The 23229-nt window shown below is 32.9% G+C and carries 19 protein-coding genes; 17 read left to right on the top strand and 2 right to left on the bottom strand.

Going from position 1 to position 23229, the window contains the following annotated elements; translation table 11 throughout:
* The first annotated feature begins 66 nt into the window (after positions 1-66).
* The 6 genes from D9R05_RS02995 (at position 67) to D9R05_RS03020 (ending at position 7709) form a co-directional block, all read left to right on the top strand.
* Positions 67-1467 carry a trypsin-like peptidase domain-containing protein gene (locus D9R05_RS02995; protein WP_121665719.1) on the top strand — a complete coding sequence of 467 codons (1401 nt, stop codon included), beginning with the start codon at positions 67-69 and terminating at the stop codon, positions 1465-1467.
* Positions 1468-1598: 131 nt separating this feature from the next.
* The gene (locus tag D9R05_RS03000) at positions 1599-3047 is read left to right on the top strand and encodes a glyceraldehyde-3-phosphate dehydrogenase (protein ID WP_121665720.1); all 1449 of its coding nucleotides are present in this window, start codon (positions 1599-1601) and stop codon (positions 3045-3047) included.
* A 131-nt stretch (positions 3048-3178) separates the two neighbouring features.
* Entirely contained in the window at positions 3179-3790 is a 612-nt protein-coding gene (locus D9R05_RS03005) for a coiled-coil domain-containing protein (RefSeq protein ID WP_121665721.1), read from the top strand.
* Positions 3791-3793: 3 nt separating this feature from the next.
* Positions 3794-4471 (top strand): tRNA (guanosine(37)-N1)-methyltransferase TrmD, encoded by a 678-nt coding sequence (gene trmD, locus D9R05_RS03010; protein WP_121665722.1) that lies wholly within the window; start codon positions 3794-3796, stop codon positions 4469-4471.
* A 111-nt stretch (positions 4472-4582) separates the two neighbouring features.
* Positions 4583-4936, top strand: a complete 354-nt coding sequence (rplS, locus tag D9R05_RS03015; RefSeq protein ID WP_121665723.1) for a 50S ribosomal protein L19 — start codon at positions 4583-4585, stop codon at positions 4934-4936.
* Between the two features lie 550 nt (positions 4937-5486).
* Positions 5487-7709 (top strand): NADP-dependent isocitrate dehydrogenase, encoded by a 2223-nt coding sequence (locus tag D9R05_RS03020; protein ID WP_121665724.1) that lies wholly within the window; start codon positions 5487-5489, stop codon positions 7707-7709.
* 130 nt (positions 7710-7839) lie between these two features.
* On the opposite strand, the gene D9R05_RS03025 is transcribed toward D9R05_RS03020, so the two are convergent.
* The gene (locus tag D9R05_RS03025) at positions 7840-8094 is read right to left on the bottom strand and encodes a type B 50S ribosomal protein L31 (RefSeq protein WP_121665725.1); all 255 of its coding nucleotides are present in this window, start codon (positions 8092-8094) and stop codon (positions 7840-7842) included.
* Positions 8095-8329: 235 nt separating this feature from the next.
* Here D9R05_RS03025 and D9R05_RS03030 point away from each other — a divergent pair, with 235 nt between their 5' ends.
* Genes D9R05_RS03030 through D9R05_RS03060 form a run of 7 tightly spaced genes read left to right on the top strand, consistent with a single transcriptional unit; the run spans position 8330 to position 14981 of the window.
* On the top strand, positions 8330-8854 hold the full coding sequence (locus tag D9R05_RS03030; RefSeq protein WP_121665726.1) for a DUF4199 domain-containing protein: 525 nt from the start codon (positions 8330-8332) through the stop codon (positions 8852-8854).
* 15 nt (positions 8855-8869) lie between these two features.
* On the top strand, positions 8870-9826 hold the full coding sequence (locus tag D9R05_RS03035) for a glycosyltransferase family 2 protein (RefSeq protein ID WP_121665727.1): 957 nt from the start codon (positions 8870-8872) through the stop codon (positions 9824-9826).
* A gap of 53 nt (positions 9827-9879) precedes the next feature.
* Positions 9880-11595, top strand: a complete 1716-nt coding sequence (locus D9R05_RS03040) for a phospho-sugar mutase (protein WP_121665728.1) — start codon at positions 9880-9882, stop codon at positions 11593-11595.
* Between the two features lie 9 nt (positions 11596-11604).
* Entirely contained in the window at positions 11605-13434 is a 1830-nt protein-coding gene (locus D9R05_RS03045; RefSeq protein ID WP_121665729.1) for an ABC transporter ATP-binding protein, read from the top strand.
* 24 nt (positions 13435-13458) lie between these two features.
* The gene (locus D9R05_RS03050) at positions 13459-14022 is read left to right on the top strand and encodes an RNA polymerase sigma factor (RefSeq protein WP_121665730.1); all 564 of its coding nucleotides are present in this window, start codon (positions 13459-13461) and stop codon (positions 14020-14022) included.
* Positions 14023-14039: 17 nt separating this feature from the next.
* Positions 14040-14546: a hypothetical protein gene (locus D9R05_RS03055; protein WP_121665731.1), complete on the top strand. Its 507-nt coding sequence runs from the start codon at positions 14040-14042 to the stop codon at positions 14544-14546.
* Positions 14547-14552: 6 nt separating this feature from the next.
* Positions 14553-14981, top strand: coding sequence for a hypothetical protein (locus D9R05_RS03060; RefSeq protein WP_121665732.1), 429 nt, complete (start codon positions 14553-14555; stop codon positions 14979-14981).
* 43 nt (positions 14982-15024) lie between these two features.
* Here the strand turns inward: D9R05_RS03060 and D9R05_RS03065 are convergent, their stop codons facing one another.
* The gene (locus tag D9R05_RS03065; protein WP_240462905.1) at positions 15025-16053 is read right to left on the bottom strand and encodes a WD40/YVTN/BNR-like repeat-containing protein; all 1029 of its coding nucleotides are present in this window, start codon (positions 16051-16053) and stop codon (positions 15025-15027) included.
* A gap of 118 nt (positions 16054-16171) precedes the next feature.
* Between D9R05_RS03065 and D9R05_RS03070 the strand changes: the two genes are divergently transcribed.
* The 4 genes from D9R05_RS03070 to D9R05_RS03085 all read left to right on the top strand — a co-directional run bounded on the left by D9R05_RS03070 (position 16172) and on the right by D9R05_RS03085 (position 23191).
* A complete protein-coding gene (locus D9R05_RS03070; protein WP_121665734.1) occupies positions 16172-17386 on the top strand; it encodes an RsmB/NOP family class I SAM-dependent RNA methyltransferase in 1215 nt (404 codons plus the stop codon).
* Between the two features lie 279 nt (positions 17387-17665).
* On the top strand, positions 17666-21325 hold the full coding sequence (gene purL, locus D9R05_RS03075) for a phosphoribosylformylglycinamidine synthase (RefSeq protein WP_121665735.1): 3660 nt from the start codon (positions 17666-17668) through the stop codon (positions 21323-21325).
* Positions 21326-21422: 97 nt separating this feature from the next.
* Entirely contained in the window at positions 21423-21611 is a 189-nt protein-coding gene (locus D9R05_RS03080; protein WP_121665736.1) for a hypothetical protein, read from the top strand.
* 173 nt (positions 21612-21784) lie between these two features.
* Positions 21785-23191: a glycosyltransferase gene (locus D9R05_RS03085; RefSeq protein ID WP_121665737.1), complete on the top strand. Its 1407-nt coding sequence runs from the start codon at positions 21785-21787 to the stop codon at positions 23189-23191.
* The last annotated feature ends 38 nt before the right edge of the window (positions 23192-23229 follow it).

Here is a 23229-nt window from a genome sequence, read left to right on the forward strand (position 1 = left end):
AAAGCCGTTATAAAAGTGGTTTATTTCAATATAAAAAAGTTTAATTTAGTATAAAATAAAGGAAATATGAAAAAGTTTTCAAGTCTTTTACTCGTTTCTATTTTAGGTGGAATTTTAACATTAGGAAGCTATAAACTTTTGCTAGAAGAAGAAACATTGGAAAAAGAGTCAACGTCTATTTTACCAGAAACTACTAAGCCTAATTTTGTATCGTACACTAATAATGTGAACAATTTGGCAGAAGCGCCAGATTTTAGAGAAGCAGCAAATAAAACCGTACACGCTGTTGTACACGTTAAAAACGTTGCTATTTATGAAGGTCCCAGAAATATTTGGGAATATTACAACGGAAGACAAAAAGGAGAAAAGGCATTACAAGGTGCCGGTTCTGGCGTAATTATCACGCCAGACGGCTATATTGTTACGAATAATCACGTTATAAAAGATGCCAGTGAAATTCAAGTAACCTTAAATAATAATTTAACCTACAAAGCAGAGGTTATTGGTACAGACCCACAGGCAGATATTGCACTCCTAAAAATTGACGCAAAGGAGTTAGATTATATTCCGTTTGGCGATAGTGAAAGTGCAAAACTTGGTGATTGGGTTTTAGCCGTAGGAAATCCGTTTAATTTAACATCTACCGTTACCGCCGGAATTATAAGTGCCAAAGGAAGAGACTTAACTGAAGGAGAAACTAGAATGCCATCATTTATACAAACTGATGCAGCAATTAACCCAGGAAATAGCGGTGGCGCTTTGGTAAATACAAAAGGAGAATTAATCGGAATAAATACAGCCATAACTTCTAGAACGGGAAGTTACATCGGCTATGGATTTGCCGTACCCAGTAACAATGCAAGAAAAATTGTTGAAGATTTACTAGAATACGGAAACGTACAACAAGCCATTTTAGGTATTACAGGTTCTACCTTAAATCCAAAAGCCGCTCAAGAAAGTGAATTAGCGATATCGCAAGGAGTTTATATTGCTTCAGTGAGCGATGGAGCTAAAGAAGCAGGGTTAAAAGAAGGCGATTTGATTACCAAAATTGATGATGTAAAAGTTAGAAAACTATCAGACCTTACCGCTTACATTGGCACAAAAAGACCAAACGACGAAGTGCAAGTCAACTTTTTTAGAAATGGCGAAGAAAAAATAAAAACTATTCAGCTTACAAAATTTGAAAGTTATGCGTTAAGCATTGCCGGAGTTGAAATTATTAATGCTGATAAAGAATATTTATCACATTTTGATACAGATCACGGCGTAAGAATTAGTAGAACACTCTCGCAAAATTTCAATATTCCGATAAACAAGTTTATCATCACCAAAATTGATGGTGAAGAAGTTAATAGTGTGGCTGAAGTTAGAGAAATAATGGATAATAAATCTAAAGGAAGTACAACTAATGTTACTTTTAGAAGCCTAAACGGAAATGAAGAAAGCTATTCCTTTAGAGAATAAGTGTTTATAATTTCAGACTTAAAATCCTCTTACAAAAAATCTGTAAGAGGATTTTTAATTTTTATGTTATTAAAACGTTTTAAATCTTTATTTTTGCACCGAGCTTAAATCTTAACACAACAAAATCAAAAATGAGTCAAAACGAAGTTTACGAAAAAGAACTCTCTTTTCAGGCTGATCGTAGAAGAGCTACCGTAGAATTTATTAAAATTGTAAGCGACCTCTGGTACGACAAATCAATCGAATTGGTATTATTCAAAAACCAACTAATCGATAGAAATGTAAGTGAAATTTTAAACCTGCATGAATATGCCGGAGAATTTGTACAGAAACCAATTTCAATATTTGATTCTGTAGAAATTGCTCAAGCTATCCAAACGCTAGATCTTCCACCTGCAAAATTAGATATAGGAAAACTTACCTATGAATATCACCTAGAAGATGATAAATACGACAATCCAACTGCTTTTGTTGCCGCAAAATTAGCCAATGCAAAATCTTATAAAGATATAGAACCAAAAGATGTGGTTTTATATGGTTTTGGTAGAATTGGTAGATTACTTGCTAGAGAATTAATGACCAGAACCGGAAAAGGTAGTCAATTACGCCTTCGTGCTATTGTAGTTCGTGGTAATGTAGATAAAACTGTTTTAGAAAAAAGAGCTTCACTATTAAAAAGTGATTCAGTTCACGGAGATTTTCATGGTACAGTAAGCATAAATGAAGAAAAAAGTGCGTTGATTATTAATGGAACTACGGTTCATATTATTTCAGCAAACGGGCCTGAAGAAATAGATTACACCAGTTACGGAATTGATGATGCTTTAATTATTGACAACACCGGAGCTTTTAGAGATGAAGAAGCATTAAATCGCCATTTAAAAGCAAAAGGTGCAGCTAAAGTTCTACTTACTGCTCCAGGAAAAGGAGTTCCAAATATTGTACACGGTGTAAACCATAAAGAGCACGATCCTGATAAAGTAAATGTTTTCTCTGCTGCTTCTTGTACAACAAATGCAATTACGCCAGTATTAAAAGCGGTAGAAGATTCTTTTGGAGTAGAACACGGACATTTAGAAACAATTCACGCGTATACTAACGACCAAAATTTGGTTGATAATATGCATAAGAAATATCGTCGTGGACGTGCTGCTGCTTTGAACATGGTAATTACAGAAACTGGAGCCGGTAAAGCTGTTGCAAAAGCATTACCAGTTTTAGAAGGTAAGTTAACATCAAACGCAATTCGTGTACCGGTACCTAACGGTTCTTTAGCAATCTTAAATTTAAGCCTTCAAAAAGAAACTTCCTTAGAAGAAATGAACGAAGTATTAAAAAAGTACGCTTTAGAAGGTAATTTAGTAGAGCAAATTAAATATTCTATTGACAATGAATTGGTATCTTCTGATATTGTAGGATCATCAGCTCCTTCAATTTACGATAGTAACGCAACTATTGTTACTGAAGATGGTAAAAATGCAATCCTTTATATTTGGTATGATAACGAATATGGTTACAGTCACCAAGTTATTCGTCTTGCTAAATACATTGCTAAAGTTAGAAGATATACCTATTATTAGTAGTTTATAATAAGTTACAAAACCTACCTGAAAATACAGGTAGGTTTTTTTATTTCACAAAAATGCTTCTTTTTACAATAAGCTAACGAGTTAGAACGTTCTGCTCTTCAAATAAAAAACAATCATTAAATATGCTTAAAAAAAATATTACTCTTTTTTGTACGCTCTTTTTTAGCTTAATTAATTTATACGCTCAAAATCAAGAAGAGCAAATACAAACTGAAGATTCTTCTATTAACGGACAGTTTACTGAATTAATTGAAGAAGCTAATAATTATCAAGATTATAAAGTTGTAAAACAAGTTCGCTTAGAACGTTTACAAAAAAATACTATTTCAGAAATTAATAGCTTAAATGACGAAATAGAAGAAGCAAACAATACCATTCAGCAACAAAAAAAACAAGTTGAAAAATTAAGTCAGGAGCTAAGTAATACAAAAAATAAACTAACCGAAGCTAATCAGCAAAAAGAAGAAATTAACTTTTTAGGTATTGCTACAGATAAGACAACTTACCAGAGTATCATGTGGCTCATTGTTTTAGGTTTAGTATTAATTTTGATATTCTTCATCTATAAATATAAAAGCAGTAATGCGCAAACTAAAGAAGCTAAAAAGCGATTACAAGATGCAGAAGAAGATTATGACGATTTCAGAAAAAAATCTTTAGAAAAACAACAACGCCTTGGTAGAATGTTGCAAGATGAAAAAAACAAGCAGTCAAAAAACGGAAATCAGCCATAAACCATGAGAATTGATATCATTACCGTTGTTCCCGATATTTTAAAAAGTCCTTTTGAAGCTTCTATTTTAAAAAGGGCTATAGAAAAAAACTTAGTAGAAATTCACCTGCATAATTTACGTGATTATGTAACCGATAATTACAAACAAATAGATGATTATCAATTTGGTGGAGGGGCAGGAATGGTAATGATGATAGAACCGATTGATAAATGCATAAGTAATTTAAAATCTCAACGAGATTATGATGAAGTCATTTATATGACTCCAGATGGAGAAACCCTAGATCAAAAAATATCTAACCAATTATCGCTTCATAAAAACATTATTATTCTCTGCGGACATTATAAAGGTGTAGATCAGCGTGTTCGTGATCATTTTATTACGCGTGAAATTTCTATTGGAGATTTTGTTCTTTCAGGAGGAGAGCTAGGCGCAGCTGTACTTTGCGACGCTATTATTAGGTTAATACCCGGAGTTTTAGGAAATGAAACCTCTGCCCTAACCGATTCTTTTCAAGATAATTTATTAGCCCCACCTATTTACACAAGACCTGCAGATTATAAAGGTTGGAAAGTCCCAGAAATTTTAACCAGTGGTAATTTTCCAAAAATTGAAGCCTGGCGAGAACAAGAAGCCTATAAGAGAACTGAAGAAAAAAGACCTGATCTTTTAAAAGATTAGTGCAAAATACTTGTAAATAAAAATATTACATAGTAATTTTGCAGCCGCTTCTAAATTAACCTCTGGCGAAAATCGCGAATGTTACTTTAGATTTACTTTAAAATATAAAACATGGAATCCTTAATTAAATTTGTTCAAGACGAATTCGTAACAACTAAAGAATTTCCAAAATTCGATGCTGGAGATACTATCACAGTTTATTACGAAATTAAAGAGGGTAGCAAAACTCGTACACAGTTTTACAGAGGTGTTGTTATTCAAAAGAAAGGAGCTGGAACAGCTCAAACATTTACTATCCGTAAAATGAGCGGTACCGTTGGTGTAGAGCGTATTTTCCCTATCAATCTTCCAGCACTTCAAAAAATCGAAGTGAACAAAAGAGGTAAAGTTCGTAGATCTAGAATTTACTACTTTAGAGAACTTACTGGTAAAAAAGCAAGAATTAAAGAACGTCGCTTAAAATAAGCTTACGTTGGTTAAACAAAGAAAAGCTTCCAATTAATTTTGGAGGCTTTTTTTTATGAACAAAAGTTAATAAACGCTGTTCATAATGGGTTGATAAATAAATAGTTAAAAAAATAGTTTTTTAAACTGAATTAATTTATCTTTATATAACAATCAAAATGTGGATGAGTAATGACACAAGGATTTGCCCCCACATTCATTTTTATAGCTTGTAAAAAATTACGAACTTCTTGTAATTTTGAATAAGCCCTTTAGAAATGATTTTGCTTTCTGTAATAATCAAGAAAGTATTGAAACTGTTAAGTAAATCAATAAAAAATCATTTCTGAGAAAGCCATTTTGTTATGCTTTGTAACAAAATGGCTTTTATTTTTTCAGACCTTAACACATTTCTAATATTTCTTGTACACAAAAAACCCTTCTGTTTTAGTATATTTGTGGCTAATCGAATAAAAGCGATAACTTATTTAATATCAAGTATACAAATGATTTTAAATAAGCTACAAATAAACTAACGCAACATAATAACTTTTAAATTATTTTAAAAAAAATGGCCAATAAAGAAAGAATTATTTACACCAAAACCGATGAAGCTCCATTTTTAGCAACACATTCATTATTACCAATAATTGAATCGTTTACAGCTTCTTCCGGAATCAACATAGAAACAAAAGATATTTCATTAGCAGGAAGAATTTTAGCAGTTTTTCCTCACGTGCTTACTGAAGACCAACGCGAAGAAGATGCCTTGGCACAACTAGGTGAATTGGCAAAAACACCAGAAGCCAATATTATTAAACTTCCAAATATTAGTGCTTCAATTCCACAATTGAAAGCTGCTATTGCAGAATTGCAATCAAAAGGATATAAGTTACCAGATTATCCAGACGAAGCCAAGACTGCGGAAGAAAAAGAAATTAAGGCTACATATGATAAAGTAAAAGGAAGTGCAGTAAACCCTGTTTTACGTGAAGGTAACTCTGATCGTCGTGCACCAAAAGCCGTTAAAAATTTCGCGAAGAAAAATCCACACCGCATGGGTGAATGGAGCAGTGAGTCTAAATCGCACGTTTCTACTATGGAGAGTGGCGACTTTAGATCTAATGAGAAATCACTTACCATAAATAAAGATTGTAAAGTAAATATTCAGCTTAAAGAAGCTAACGGAAATACTTCTACTTTAAAGAAAAGCATTTCACTTTTAGAAGGCGAGGTAATCGACGGAACTTTTTTAAGCAAAAAAGCACTACTTAAATTTTTGCAAGAACAAATTGCCGATGCAAAAAAACAAGGCATTTTATTTTCGCTTCATATGAAAGCGACAATGATGAAAGTTTCCGACCCTATTATTTTTGGTCACGCTGTAAAAGTATTTTTTAACGATGTGTTTGAAAAATATGGAGCAGAATTAAAAGAAGCAGGAGCCGACCCAAATAGTGGACTTGGAGATGTATTAACTGCTATAGGAAATCTTCCGGAAGAAAAAAGAAAAGCAATTGAAAGTGATATTCAAAAGGATTTAGAAAATGGTCCTGATATTGCCATGGTAAATTCTGATAAAGGAATTACCAATCTACACGTACCTAGCGATGTTATTATTGATGCCTCAATGCCGGCGATGATTAGAACTTCTGGGCAAATGTGGAATAAAAATAATGAAACACAAGACGCAAAAGCTGTAATCCCAGATAGTAGTTATGCTGGTTTATACCAAGCCACGATTGAGTTTTGTAAAAAACATGGCGCTTTTGATCCTACTACAATGGGAACAGTGCCTAATGTTGGTTTAATGGCTCAAAAGGCAGAAGAATACGGTTCTCACGATAAAACTTTTGAAATTTCTAACGCCGGGACAGTTCAAGTTGTAACTGAAAGCGGAGATGTTTTAATGGAACATAAAGTTGAAGAAGGTGACATCTGGAGAATGTGTCAAGTTAAAGATGCGCCAATTCAAGATTGGGTGAAATTAGCCGTAAATAGAGCGAAAGATACAGGTTGGTCAACCGTATTTTGGTTAGATGAAAATAGAGCTCACGATGCTGAGTTAATCAAAAAAGTAACCAAATATCTGAAAAATCACGATACAAATGGTTTAGACATACAAATTATGTCAACCGAAAAAGCCACAACTTATACACTTGAAAGAGTTAAAGAAGGCAAAAATACTATTTCTGTAACCGGAAACGTATTGCGTGATTATTTAACCGACCTCTTCCCTATTCTAGAATTAGGAACAAGTGCTAAAATGTTATCTATTGTCCCGTTAATGAATGGCGGTGGACTCTTTGAAACTGGTGCTGGAGGTTCTGCTCCTAAACACGTTCAACAATTTTTAAAAGAAGGACATTTACGTTGGGATTCCTTAGGTGAATTCTTAGCACTTTCAGTTTCTTTAGAACACTTAGGAAAAAAATATGATAATAAACGTGCTTTGATATTATCTGAAGCATTAGATGATGCTACCGATAAATTTTTAGACAATAAAAAATCACCTTCCAGAAAAGTTAATGAATTAGACAATCGTGGAAGTCATTTTTACTTAGCTTTATATTGGGCACAAGCTTTAGCCAATCAAGATAAAGATACTGACTTAAAAGTTGAATTTTCTGAAATTGTAAAAGCGATGGAAGAAAACGAAAATAAAATTGTTCAAGAACTAAATGATGCTCAAGGAAATCCTGTTGATATTAATGGATATTATAAACCAGATGAAGCAATTGTTTATGAAGAAATGAGAGCTAGTAAAACTTTAAATGCTATTATTAATAAATAGTGATAAAAGTTATAATAAAAAACCCGAATAAAACATTCGGGTTTTTTTTATGCTAAAAATTTCAAATTTTGATATAAAAAAACCTCTAAATAAAATTAGAGGCTTTTTATATATTGTAAATAATACAAAATTACTTTTTCTTGAATTTTGCATATTTGTTTTTAAACTTATCAATACGTCCTGCAGAATCCACCAATTTCGTTTTTCCAGTATAAAACGGGTGAGAAGATCTTGAAATTTCTAATTTTACCAAAGGATATTCTTTTCCTTCAACTTCAATCGATTCTTTTGTATTTACAGTAGACTTTGTTAAAAATATTTCATCATTAGACATATCTTTAAAAGCTACTACTCTATAATTCTCTGGATGGATTCCTTGTTTCATCTTCTTAAACTTTAAATCTTATGATTTTTTCGAGTTGCAAATTTAAATAATTCCTATAATATCACAAATTTTTTGTCAGGTTTTTTTATAAATTATTTGAAAAATAATTTCTTCTCGATTAGACTTTTCAAACTAGTATTTACTAAACAAAAGCGACTAAAATTTTTTGACTGTGCTATGTAACCTTTTCCTATATTTGTATACTTACTAAACAACCAATTTATTATTAAATTTTATGGAAAATACACCTTCAATTAAAAATATAGCTTTTACCTATGGAATAGGAATAGGCTTATTAGGAATTCTACAGCTTGTTTTAATGTACGTATTAAACCTTCAGCAAGATAACTATTTGTTTGGAGCTATCCTTTTTATAATCTCAATTATTATTTACGTTTTTGGTATTAAAGATTTTAAAGCTAAAAATAATGGGTATTTGTCCTTAACCCAAGCTTTAAAGTTAGGTCTCGCAATCGCTGCAATAGGAGGAGTTATTGGTGCTCTATACAGCTTTATACATTACAATTATATTTATCCGGAATTTATAGATATTCAAATTGAAAATGCAGAAAAAGCAATGCGTGAAAATCAACCCAGTATGACTGAGGAACAAATAAATCAAGCATTAACTATGTCTCGAAAATTCACCAATCCATTTGTATTATCTACTTTTGCATTAATCGGAACATTATTTTTCGGATTTCTTATTTCTTTAGTTGCTGGATTAATTATGAAGAAAAATGATCCTGCTTTAAATTAAAAATTGAAATGATAAATGCAATTATCTATCGTAATTCCTCTTCTTAACGAAGAAAAATCATTACCAGAATTATACAATTGGATTGTAAAAGTTATGCAATCCAATTCTTTTTTTTATGAAATCATCTTTATCGATGATGGCAGCAGCGATAATTCTTGGCAAATTATTGAACAATTAGCTAAAGAAAATCAGGCGGTAAAAGGAATTCACTTCAGAAAAAATTACGGGAAATCTCAAGCTTTACACGCAGGCTTTAAAATTGCTGAAGGCGATGTTGTAATTACAATGGACGCCGATTTACAAGATAGTCCCGAAGAAATACCCGAACTTTTTCATTTAATAAAAGATAAAAACTACGACTTAATTTCTGGTTGGAAGAAAAAAAGATACGATTCTGTATTGATGAAAAACCTTCCTTCAAAATTATTTAATGCTGCTGCTAGAAAAACCTCCGGCTTAAAATTACACGATTTTAATTGTGGTTTAAAAGCTTACAAAAATGCCGTTGTAAAAGATATCGATGTGTATGGAGAAATGCATCGCTACATTCCTGTGCTCGCTAAAAACGCCGGTTACCATAATATAAACGAAAAAGTAGTACAACATCAAGCTAGAAAATATGGAAACACAAAATTTGGTGCAGAGCGTTTTATTTTTGGCTTTCTAGACCTTATCACCATTTGGTTTTTCTCTCGTTTTGGAAAACGCCCAATGCATTTATTTGGTTCGCTTGGTGTGTTGATGTTTTTAGTAGGTTTTGTTTCTGCTGCTTGGATTGGTATTTCTAAACTTTATAAACTTTGGAATCATATTCCCGATATTTTAGTAACCGATAATCCTTGGTTTTTTATTGCATTAACCGTTATGATTTTAGGAACTTTACTTTTTTTAGCTGGATTTTTAGGCGAACTAATTTTACGTACACAGAAAAACCCAGAGCGCTACAAAATCAGTAAAATGCTAAATTCTTAACGAGAGCTCTCTTTTTATCTGTATTTTTGTAACTTATTTTTGATCACCTTACTATGGAAGATATTTTAGTAAAAGCAAAACATTGGCTTTCTGATGTATTTGATAATAACACACAACAAAATGTTCAGCATCTAATTGAAAACGATCTTAATGAACTTCAAGATAGTTTTTATAAAAATTTAGCTTTCGGAACTGGCGGAATGCGAGGCGTTATGGGTGTTGGCACTAACAGAATTAACAAATACACATTAGGAAAAAACACGCAGGGAATTTCTAATTACCTGAATAATACTTTTCCAAATGAACAACCAAAGGTAGCTATTGCTTACGATTGCCGCCATAATAGTAAAGAATTAGCACAAATTGTAGCCAACGTTTTTTCGGCTAACGGTATTCAAGTATTTTTATTTAGTGATTTGCGGCCTACTCCAGAATTATCGTTTGCGGTTAAAGAATTGAATTGCCACTGCGGAATTGTACTTACTGCAAGTCATAATCCGCCAGAATACAACGGCTACAAGGTTTATTGGAAAGACGGCGGACAATTAGTTCCACCACAAGATTCCGAAATTATAAATAACATAAATTCTTTAGAGTATCATCAAATAAATTTTGAAGCAAATACAAAGCTAATTGAATTTATAGATCAAGAAATCGATCAAAAATTTATGGAAGCTTCCGTCAAAAATGGAAGCTTTCAAACTTCAGCGAAAGCGAAAGAAAACTTAAAAATTGTATTCACATCGCTTCACGGAACTTCTATCACTTTAGTTCCGCAGGTTTTAAAAAAAGCAGGGTATAAAAATGTTTTTGTTGTTGAAGAACAAGCAGAACCAAATGGAGATTTCCCTACGGTAAAATCGCCAAATCCTGAAGAGCCGGAAGCCTTAAAAATGGCATTAGATTTAGCGGAAGAAAAAAATGCTGATATTGTTATTGGAACCGATCCTGATTGCGACCGACTAGGAATTGCCGTGCGTAATGCTAATGGACAAATGACCTTGCTTAACGGAAACCAAACTATGATTTTAATGACCGATTTTTTACTGAAAAATCATCAGAAAAATCAAGGTTTTAAAGGCAATGAATTTATAGCTTCTACCATAGTTTCTACACCGATGATGCAAAGATTAGCAGATCACTATCAAGTAGAATGCAAATTAGGATTAACAGGTTTTAAATGGATTGCCAAAATGATTAAAGACTTCCCAGAGCAACATTTTATTGGTGGTGGTGAAGAAAGTTTTGGCTTTATGGTAGGCGATTTTGTGCGCGATAAAGATGCTGTTACTTCTACCTTATTAGCCTGTGAGATTGCAGCACAAGCTAAAGAAAATAACAAAACACTTATAGAAGAATTACACCAACTTTATAAACAACACGGTTTTTATCAGGAAAAATTAATTTCACTCGTAAAAAAAGGAATAACCGGTGCAGAAGAAATCAATAAAATGATGCTAAATCTTCGTGAAAATCCACCGAAGAATTTTAACGGTGTAAAAATTGAGAAAATTGAAGATTACCAAACTTCTATTGCGGTAGATTATAAAACAAAGCAAAAAAACAGCATAGAAATTCCACAATCTAATGTTCTTATTTTCTACTTAGAAGACGGCACAAAAATAGCGGCAAGACCAAGCGGAACTGAGCCTAAAATTAAATTTTACATCAGTGCAAATGCAGCTGTAAAAGACTTGAGTCAACTAGCAGAAGTAAGAAAGGAATTGAATCAAAAAATAGAAGCTTTAAGCACTTCTTTTAACGCTTAATTTTTTACAATGAATTACCTAAAAAAAATACTTCAATTTGCTAAACCGTATAAACGTTATGCTGTTTTAAATATCATCAGCAATATTTTTTATGCACTTTTTAGCACCTTGGCATTTATTTCTTTTATTCCGATGTTGCAGGTGCTTTTTCAAGAAAAAAAGCCGGTTATAAAAGAACCTACTTGGAGCGGAAATTTTTCTGATCTTAAGGATTTTGGGAATGATTATGCCAATTTTTTCTTGAATCAAAAAGTTGAAGAATACGGACAAATTTCTGCTCTGATTACCATTTGCATTACAGTAGTTATACTTTTTTTATTAAAAAATTTATTCAATTATGCAGCACTTTATTTCATTGCCAGCTTGCGTAACGGAATGCTTAAAGACATTAGAAATCGTATTTATGATAAAATTGTAGAATTACCGGTTTCTTTTTTTTCAGAGAAAAAAAAGGGCGATTTTATTTCTAGAATTACAAGCGATGTTCAAGTAATACAAAGTTCTTTTTTAAGCATGCTTGAGCTTTTTGTGAAAGAACCGCTTACACTTATTTTCACCTTAGGAGCTATGTTAGCGCTTAGTGTAAAACTGACTATTTTCGTGTTGGTTTTCTTACCAATTTCAGGCTTAATAATTTCCTCAATCGGTAAAAAATTAAAATCGAAATCTAGAAAAGCTCAAGAAGAAAGTGCGCATTTTCTAACCATTGTAGAAGAATCTCTTTCGAGCCTAAAAATCATAAAAGGCTTTAATGCTGAAGAAAAATTTAAAGACAAATTCTATCAAAGTACCGGTAGACTAAACCAAGTTTTAAACTCACTTTTACACCGTCAAAATTTAGCCTCTCCCATGAGCGAATTTTTAGGTGTTGTTGTAATCACCATTATTTTGTGGTTTGGTGGCAGAATGGTTTTAATTGAAAACACTTTAGATGCTTCAACATTTATCGGTTTTTTAGTCCTAGCATACAATATTTTAACACCTGCAAAAGCCATTTCTAAAGCAACCTATAGCATTCAAAAAGGAAATGCAAGTGCTGAACGGATTCTAGAAATTCTCGAAACAGAAACCCACATTAAGGATAAACCGGATGCAATTCAACAAGAAGATTTTTCAGAAGAATTAAGTGTAGAACACATCAACTTTAGGTATGAAAAAGAAAATGTACTGAAGAATTTTTCTATGAAAGTGAAAAAAGGGCAAACCGTTGCTTTAGTTGGTCAGTCCGGAAGCGGAAAATCTACCATCGCTAATTTGGTTACCCGTTTTTATGACGTAAATGAAGGAAGTATAAAGATTGATAACAATGACATTAGAGACGTGTCTAAAAAATCACTCCGAGATTTAATGGGCTTGGTTACGCAAGATTCCATTTTATTTAATGATTCTGTTAGAAATAATATTGCTTTAGGAAAAGATAACGCCACCGAAGAAGAAATTATTGAAGCCTTAAAAATAGCTAATGCCTGGGAGTTTGTTTCAGATCTGCCGCAAGGTTTAGATACCAATGTTGGCGATAGCGGTAATAAATTAAGTGGTGGGCAAAAACAGCGTTTATCTATTGCACGTGCAGTGCTTAAAAACCCGCCAATTATGATTTTAGATGAAGCCACTTCTGCCCTCGATACCGAAAGTGAAAAGTTAGTGCAAAATGCTTTAGAAAATATGATGAAAAACAGAACCTCTATCGTAATTGCGCACCGACTTTCTACCATACAAAATGCCGATAATATTATTGTAATGCAACGCGGAGAAATTGTTGAACAAGGTAAACATCACGAACTATTAGCTTTAAACGGAACTTATAAAAATTTAGTTGAAATGCAATCCTTAGCATAGTACAAAAGACTTATAAAATCAACCATGTTAACAAAAGATGAGGCGCGAATTGTAAAAAACCTTCAGGAGAAAAAAAATCCTGATAAAGCCTTTAATGAGTTGGTTGATCTTTACAAAGAACGGCTCTATTGGCATATCAGAAACATGGTAAAAAACCACGAAGATGCTAATGATTTGTTACAAAATACGTTCATCAAAATATTCAGATACATTCATAACTTTAAAGGAGAAAGTAAACTCTACAGCTGGATGTACAGGATTGCCACAAACGAAACCATTACATTTTTAAATAAAAAAGCCAAACGCTTAAAATTAAGCAGCCAAGAATTACAAGATTTCTTAGTCAATAATTTAGAAAGTGATGCTCATTTTGAAGGCGATAAAATCCAGTTATTATTACAAAAAGCTATTGCAACGCTTCCTGAAAAACAACAGCAAGTTTTTAATATGAAATATTTTCAGCAATTAAAATATAAAGAAATTGCTGAAATTCTAGAAGTTAGTGAAGGTGCTTTAAAATCTAATTATCATCACGCGGTAAAAAAAGTTGAAAAATTTGTGAAAGAACATCAAACCTTTCATGACTAACATGGTCTAATAAACAAATGAACAACAAAAACTTAGCAGATAAAAAACAAGAATCTGGTTTTAAAACACCAAAAAATTACTTTGAAAATTTCAAGGTAGAACTTCCTGCAACAAATACTGAATTAGATTTTACAAAAGAAAAAAATGCCGGTTTTACCGTACCAAAAAATTACTTCAATAATTTTGAAGTCAACTTGCCTGTTGAAGAAAAAGAAACCAAAGTAATTTCATTATTTTCAACTAAAAATATATTTAAGATTGCTTCAGTTGCAGCGGTTTTAATTTTTGTAATTAGTATTTTAAATAAGTCTTCAGATAATTTCATTACAAATGATGATTTAAATCAAGCAGCTATCGAAGATTACATAGACAATAATGAAATAGATTATAACAGTCAAGATTTATATTTTACATTTAAGAATAACAATCAAATTATAGAGAAAGAACTAGAAGATATAAATCGAGAAGAACTTTTAGAATATTTAACTGAGAATACGGAAATAACTTCGCTATTAAACGAATAATTTAAAATGAAAAACCTCATTATCACATTAATTTTTTGCTGTTTTTTTTCCGCTGTTTTTGCACAAGAAAAAAGTGACGAAAAAATTAAGAGTTTAAAAACAGCATATATTACAGAAACGCTAGAACTCACTTCTAAAGAAGCTGAAAAATTTTGGCCTATCTATAATGAATTTGAACGCAAAACAGATTCTTTATACGATAAAAAATGGTGTAGCGTAAAAAACGGATTAGAAACCATAGATTCTTTAGATGAAGAAACTGCAGACGCTTTATTGACCGAATACTTGAGTATGAAAGAGCAAAGCGTTACTTTTAAAAAAGACTTTGTAAAGCGTTTAAAAACTGTAATTCCTTCAACTAAAATTTTAAAGCTTAAAAAAGCTGAACATGATTTCCATAAAATTCTTTTAGAAAAATATGGTGAAAAAAAATAAGAGTGAAATTTTATAACACTTATAAAAAAAATGTTCTATGAAATTAATTTTGTAGGCCATTTTCTATAAATATCAATTTAGAAATTCCGCCTTTTCCCGCCGCGTAAGCCGTGAATTCATTTATAAAATGAATGGTATAAAAAGAAGCGTCACTTAATTTTTGCCAGCTTTTCCCTTGATCGTTAGAATAAGAAATTCCGGTAAATCCCACGGCTACAATTTCTTCTCCACCACTATTCGGTACAAATTTTACACAACTTTTATAACCCGGATATTCATTTTTTGCGAGCAATTCCCAGGTTTTTCCGCCATCTAAAGTAAGCGCTTTATTTTTTGAATTATTTTCAGGTTCAGTATAATCTCCACCGTAAATGATTCCCGTTTTCTCGTTATAAAAATCAATTGAATAACCACCTGTAGAAGGTTTCCCGGCAACTAACGGACTTTCTTGAACCTCCCAAGTTTTGCCTTTATCTTTAGAAAAATAGACTCTAGAAACGCTTCCGCCAGAAATTATCCAAACTTTATTCCCTACAATCGCTATATTCGAATTACTCGCCGCAAACGCAGCTTCTCCTTCTATCGCTTTAGGTAAAAGATCACAAGAAATCTTTTTCCAATTTTCACCACCATCACGTGTAATTAAAATCGATAAACAACCATTTGTAGGATCGCCAATGGCAATCCCTTCATCTTTATTCCAAAAAGCCATCGAATCGTAAAATACTTTTTCACATTTTTCTTCATATACCAATTTTCGCTTTCCAAAATAATTCACTTTATAGAGTAAGGCCGGATTAGCAACACTTAATATAAAATCAGCCTCTTCTGTACTTGCTAACGATCTAAACTCCGGATAAAGTTCTCCTTTCTGAATCTTCCCTAAATAAGCTAACGAATGATCTGCAGTATTTAAATAGCCGAATTTTCCCGAATCTGCTGCAAAAAAAATATGATCTGGCGTAACTTTTAGAGCTCGAATACTTGCTTCATTTTTAAAAACAGGCTCGATTTTTACTCCAACAAATTCGTGATTTATCGTTTCATTTTTTGCAACGTTCACACACGACATTGTTAAAAAATAAAAAATAAGAAGAAAGTAGACTTTATTCATGAATTAGAATTTACTCCAAATATAGTATTATTCCGACACTAAATTGCTTAACTTCGCAAGCTAAAATTTTTAAAAGATGCGCTTGCATAGAAATTTAGTTTTTGCAACAATAGATACGTTAATGTCAATATTTAATGACAATAAGTATGCCGATAAAGAAATTGCAAAAGCATTAAAAAGAGATAAACGTTGGGGTTCTAGAGATCGTAGTTTTATAGCTGAAACTACCTACGATATTGTACGTTGGAAACGATTATATGCTGAAATTGCTGAAGTTAAAGAACCGTTTTCAAGACCAAACACATTTCGTCTTTTTGCGGTTTGGGCAACTCTTCGCGGAATTCAACTTCCTGACTGGAAACAGATTGAAGATACCCCAACACGAAGAATAAAAGGAAGATTCGATGAACTTTCACAAATTAGAAAATTTAGAGAATCTATTCCCGATTGGTTAGACGAATTAGGGGTTAAAGAATTAGGAGAAGAAATTTGGACGAAAGAAATTTCAGCCTTAAATCAACAAGCACCGGTAGTTTTACGTACAAACACCTTACAAACCGATAAACAAACACTTCGTAGAACCTTAGCTGAAGAAAATATTGAAGCAACTTCAGTTAAAGGCTATAAAGATGCGTTAGAACTGGTAGAACGTGCAAACGTTTTTAGCACCAAAGCTTTTAAAAACGGAATGTTTGAAGTACAAGACGCTTCTTCTCAACTGGTAGCCGATTTGTTAGATGTAAAACCAGGAATGCGAGTAGTAGACACCTGTGCTGGTGCCGGTGGTAAAAGCTTGCATTTAGCCGCACAGATGGAAAATAAAGGACAAATTATTGCTTTAGATATTTATGAAAATAAATTAAGAGAGCTAAAAAGAAGAGCTAAACGTGCCGGCGCTCATAATATTGAAACAAGACATATAGACTCTACTAAAGTTATTAAAAAGCTATATAATTCTGCCGACAGAGTTTTGATTGATGCACCCTGTAGTGGTTTAGGAGTACTCAGTAGAAATCCTGATGCCAAATGGAAATTACAACCAGAGTTTATAGAAAACATCAAAAATACACAGGCAGAAATTTTACAAAATTATTCTAGAATGGTAAAAAATGGTGGGAAAATGGTTTATGCCACTTGCTCTATTTTGCCTTCAGAAAATCAAGCGCAGGTTAAAACCTTTTTAGAGTCAGAAAATGGAAAAGATTTTGAATTAATTGAAGAGAAAAGTATATTCTCACACCTTTCCGGATACGATGGATTTTATATGGCATTGTTAGAAAAAAACGTTTAAACTTTTCAAAAAATATAATTATAACATTTCTATTATAAAATCACGTATTGGATTTGCCTAGAAATTTTTGCAATTACAAGGCAAAAAACACAGGCATAACCCAAAATATGGCGAGTATTTTTAACGCTTTAATTGTGAAAATTTGTGTGATTATATACGGTATTTTATGGTAGAGATGGTATTATTTCAAGCGACAAAATTTTGTCGCTTTTTTTATGTCGTTTTTTAAGCTGAAAAAAGTAAATTTGCACTTTTAAAACATTAGACAAAAACGCTATTATGATTCTCTTCTTCGGAAATCCTTCTCAAACCGTTTACACCGTACAAACTCATCAAAAAATCAGTGCAGAAAATATTGAAAAACTGCAATGGCTTTTTGGGCATAGTCCGCAAATTCAAGAAACTACATTAAAAGGAGATTTTGTAGGTCCTCGTGCCGCTATGATTACGCCTTGGAGTACCAATGCTGTAGAAATTACCCAAAATATGGGAATTGAAGGAATAATCAGAATTGAAGAATTTCACGGCGTAGCTGCTGATTTTTCAGATTTTGACCCGATGCTTTCACAAAAATATCACGAAATTCATCAAGATATTTTTGATATTCATATTGAACCGGAAAGCATTAAAGAAATTGATGATATCGCAGCTTACAATCAAAAAGAAGGTTTAGCCCTAAACGAAGAAGAAGTAAACTATCTAAAAAGTTTAGCTGAAAAATTAGGCAGAAAATTAACCGATTCTGAAGTTTTTGGCTTTTCGCAAGTCAACTCAGAACACTGCCGTCATAAAATTTTCAACGGAACTTTTATAATCGACGGCGAAGAAAAACCGAGTTCACTTTTTAAACTCATCAGAAAAACTTCAGAAGAAAATCCTAATGAAATCGTTTCCGCTTATAAAGATAATGTTGCCTTTATAAACGGTCCAACGGTGGAGCAATTTGCTCCAAAACGCGCCGATATTCCGGAATATTATCAAAATAAAAATTTTGATTCGGTAATTTCGCTTAAAGCAGAAACACACAACTTTCCAACAACCGTAGAACCATTTAACGGTGCTGCAACAGGAAGTGGCGGAGAAATTCGCGACAGACTTGCAGGTGGAAAAGGTTCTTTACCACTTGCCGGAACTGCCGTTTATATGACTTCTTACAGCCGTTTAGAAGAACGTCCATGGGAAAAAGCGATGAACGAACGCAAATGGTTGTACCAAACACCAATGGATATTTTAATAAAAGCTTCAAACGGAGCTTCAGATTTTGGTAACAAATTCGGTCAGCCATTAATCTCAGGTTCTGTGTTAACTTTTGAACACGAAGAAGAAAACCGAGCTTTAGGGTATGATAAAGTAATTATGCTTGCCGGCGGAATTGGTTACGGAAAAAAAGATCAAGCATTAAAGGATGTACCTAAAAAAGATGACCAAGTCGTTATTTTAGGAGGAGAAAATTATAGAATTGGGATGGGCGGCGCCGCGGTGTCTTCAGCAGATACAGGAGAATTTAGCAGCGGAATTGAATTAAACGCTATTCAACGTTCTAACCCGGAAATGCAAAAAAGAGCTGCTAACGCTATTCGCGGAATGGTAGAAGCTGATGAAAATCCGATTGTTTCTATTCACGATCACGGAGCTGGTGGACATTTAAATTGCTTAAGCGAACTGGTTGAAGAAACCGGTGGAAAAATCGATCTTGATAAATTACCAATTGGTGATCCTACACTTTCTGCTAAAGAAATAATCGGAAACGAATCGCAAGAGCGAATGGGCTTGGTTATCGGTCAAAATCATATAGATACTTTAAAAAAGGTTGCCGATAGGGAACGCTCGCCAATGTATGAAGTTGGTGCAGTGACAGGCGATCATCAATTTACATTTGAAGGAAGTAAAACAAAACAAAAACCAATGGATTTGGCACTTACCGATATGTTTGGAAGTTCGCCAAAAACCATTATGAATGATAAAACCGTTCAGCGTAATTATGTTGAATTAAATTACGATAACGCTAAAATTTACGACTACGTAAATCAATTGCTACAATTAGAAGCTGTTGCTTGTAAAGACTGGTTAACCAACAAAGTAGACCGTTGCGTTTCGGGGAGAGTTGCTAAACAACAAACCGCTGGTCCGCTTCAACTTCCTTTAAATAATGTTGGCGTAATGGCCTTAGATTATAAAGGAAAAGAAGGCGTTGCTACTTCTATTGGCCACTCGCCTATTTCAGCTTTAATTGATCCTGTTGCCGGTTCTAAAAATTCGGTTGCAGAATCTTTAACCAATCTAATTTGGGCGCCTTTACAAAAAGGTTTAAAGTCGGTTTCGCTTTCTGCAAATTGGATGTGGCCTTGTAATAATGAAGGCGAAGATGCACGTTTATATGAAGCGGTAAAAGGCTTATCTGATTTTGCAGTCAACTTAGGCGTAAATGTTCCCACCGGGAAAGATTCGCTTTCGATGAAGCAAAAATATCCTGATAAAGAAGTGATCGCTCCGGGAACTGTAATTGTTTCGGCTGCCGGAAATTGCAACGAAATAACAAAAGTAGTTGAGCCGGTTTTACAAAAAAATGGCGGTACTATTTATTACATCAATTTATCGCAAGATTCGTTTAAGTTAGGAGGTTCTTCCTTTGCGCAAATTTTAAATAAAATTGGTACTGAGGTTCCGACGATTAAAAATGATGAAAAATTTGCTTCAGCATTTAATACAATTCAGCAATTAATTAAAGATGATTTAATTGTAGCCGGACACGATGTTGCTTCAGGCGGATTAATCACGACGCTTTTAGAAATGTGTTTTGCCGATACAAATTTAGGAGCAGAGTTAGATTTAACGAGTTTAGGAGAAAAAGATTCAGCAAAAGTTTTATTCAATGAAAATAGCGGAATTGTTTTTCAAGCAAAAAATGAGTCAGTTGAAAAAATCTTAGCTGAAAATAATATTGAATTTTTCCAAATCGGAAATGTAAATAATGACGAAAAACTAAGACTAAAAAATCACGATGATACTTTTGAATTTGATATTCCAACGTATCGTGATGCTTGGTATAAAACTTCGTATTTATTAGATCAAAAACAAAGCGGAAAAGAAAAAGCTGAAGAGCGTTTTACAAACTATAAAAAGCAGCCGCTTCAATTTGATTTCCCTAAAAATTTCACCGGAAAACTTCCACAAATCGATAAAAAACAACCGAAAATAAAAGCGGCTATTATTCGTGAAAAAGGTTCTAATTCTGAACGTGAAATGGCGCGCGCTATGCATTTGGCCGGGTTTGACGTAAAAGATGTTCATATGACCGATTTAATTAGCGGTCGCGAAACCTTAGAGGATATTCAGTTTATTGCAGCCGTTGGCGGTTTCTCTAATTCAGATGTTTTAGGAAGTGCTAAAGGTTGGGCTGGTGCATTTTTATACAATGAAAAAGCCAATAATGCTTTAAAGAAATTCTTTGCTCGAAAAGACACGCTTTCATTAGGTGTTTGCAATGGTTGTCAACTTTTTATTGAATTAGGCCTCATAAATCCTGATCATACTGAAAAGCCAAAAATGTTGCACAACGATTCGCATAAATTTGAATGTAACTTTACTTCAGTTGAAATTCAAGACAATAATTCCGTAATGCTTTCTAATTTAGCCGGAAGTAAATTAGGGATTTGGGCAGCGCACGGCGAAGGAAAATTCAGTTTTCCATATGCGGAAGAAAAATATAATATTGTTGGAAAATATGGATACCAAAATTATCCTGCTAACCCGAATGGATCTGATTTTAACACAGCAATACTTACCGATGATTCTGGTAGACATTTAGTAATGATGCCACACTTAGAGCGTTCAACATTTACGTGGAATTGGGCAAATTATCCTAGCGATAGAAATGATGAAGTTTCACCTTGGTTGGATGCTTTTGTTAATGCAAAAAAATGGATTGAAAAACATTAATATTTTCAGTTAACATATTGTAAATCTCAAAATCCCGAATTATTTTCGGGATTTTATCTTTTATATAAAAATGCAAAGGAAAAAAAACATGATAAAAATGAATTGGAAACTCCGCATTCTATTTGCAATAGGAGCTGGCGTTTTTTATACATTATTACTTCTTGTAATTAATTTTTATTCTGAAGAAGGACTTTTTCCGTTAGAAAATTTATTTTTTCAAGGAATTGTTTTTACGCTATTTTCCGGAATCAGTTTTCGGTATATCAGAAAAAAATCAAAAGGATAATTTTAAGAAAAAACACTTCTGCTTTTCATAAAAATAGCTCTTAAATTCCACACTAGTGTAGAAATTTTCTACACTTTAAAATTTACCTCCCTTAAAGAAACACTGATTTTAAACACTTTAGCGAATGGCATTAAACTTGGCTTCTATACTAAAAAATAGAACCAAAAATCGCTATGCAAAAATCACAAATTTCAGAAAAATCGTCTCTTTTAGCTACTATACAAAAGTTTACAACCGCTAAGCCTTTAGTTTTAGCAGCAACTTTCTTACTGTTGTTTGGAGCAGTTTTTTTAACCTATTTTTTTCATCCTTATTTTGAAGAAATTCAAATCGAACGACTCAATTCTTTTTGGGGAAATCTACTTGCCATAGCCGGAACAATTATAATAACCGCCAATTTAAGTTTCTTAGGCTATATTTTTATACTTTATTTTAAATATAAAGTTTCCAAGTCTGTTTCAGATGAAGAATTACCAAGCTGCACCGTAATTGTACCTGCTTATAATGAAGGAAAATTAGTTTATAAAACCCTTATAAGTTTAGCCGAAAGTAACTATCCTGATAAAAAAGTTCAACTAATTTCTATAGACGACGGAAGTAAAGACGATACTTGGCAATGGATGCAAAAAGCGAAAAACGAATTAGGAGATCGCGTAGCAATTTATCAACAGCCAAAAAACAAAGGAAAAAGACACGCGCTTTATCGTGGTTTTCATTTGGCAACCGGTGATGTTTTTATAACAGTAGACAGCGATTCTATTGTAAAGAAAAACACCTTACGAAATATGGTTAGCCCATTTGTACTGAATGCAGAATGTGGTGCTGTGGCCGGAAATGTAAAAGTATTAAACAATCAAAAAGCGCTAATCCCGCGTATGCTTAATGTGAGTTTTGCTTTTAGTTTTGAGTTTGTTCGTTCTGCGCAAAGTGTTTTAGGGTCTGTTTTATGTACACCTGGTGCGCTAGCCGCATACAAAAAAGAAGCTGTTTTAAATTGCTTACCAGAATGGATTAATCAAACATTTAACGGTCAGCCCTCTGATATTGGTGAAGATCGCGCAATGACCAATATGATTTTAAAGCAAGGTTATAAAGTATTATTTCAACGCAACGCTTATGTTTACACTAACATTCCCGAACGCTATAAAAACTTATACAAAATGTTTATCCGTTGGGAACGTAGCAACATACGTGAAAATATTGCGATGACAAAATTTGCATTTACAAATTTTAGAAAAGGCTCAAAAACAGGAACAAGAATTTTACTTTTAAATCAATGGTTTAAAATTTTATTAGCTTACCCACTAATGTTATCCATGCTATTTCTTATTTGTATGTATCCACTTTTATTTTTAAGTTCATCACTTATAGGAATTTTAATTTTCTCTAGTTTTCAAGCCTTATTTTTCGCTAAAAAACATAGTATCACAGAATCATTTTGGGCTTATCCTTATAGCTTGTTTTATACATTCAGTCTTTTCTGGATTACACCTTACGCTATTGCAACAGCTAGCAGAAGTGGATGGTTAACAAGAGAATTGCCGGTAAGCAAAATTAAAAAACCACAACAAGTAGCTTAACAAATTTAGATTTATAAATTAAGCAACAATTCAACTGA

Source organism: Mesonia aquimarina, from assembly GCF_003667275.1.
Taxonomy (GTDB): Bacteria; Bacteroidota; Bacteroidia; order Flavobacteriales; family Flavobacteriaceae; genus Mesonia; species Mesonia aquimarina.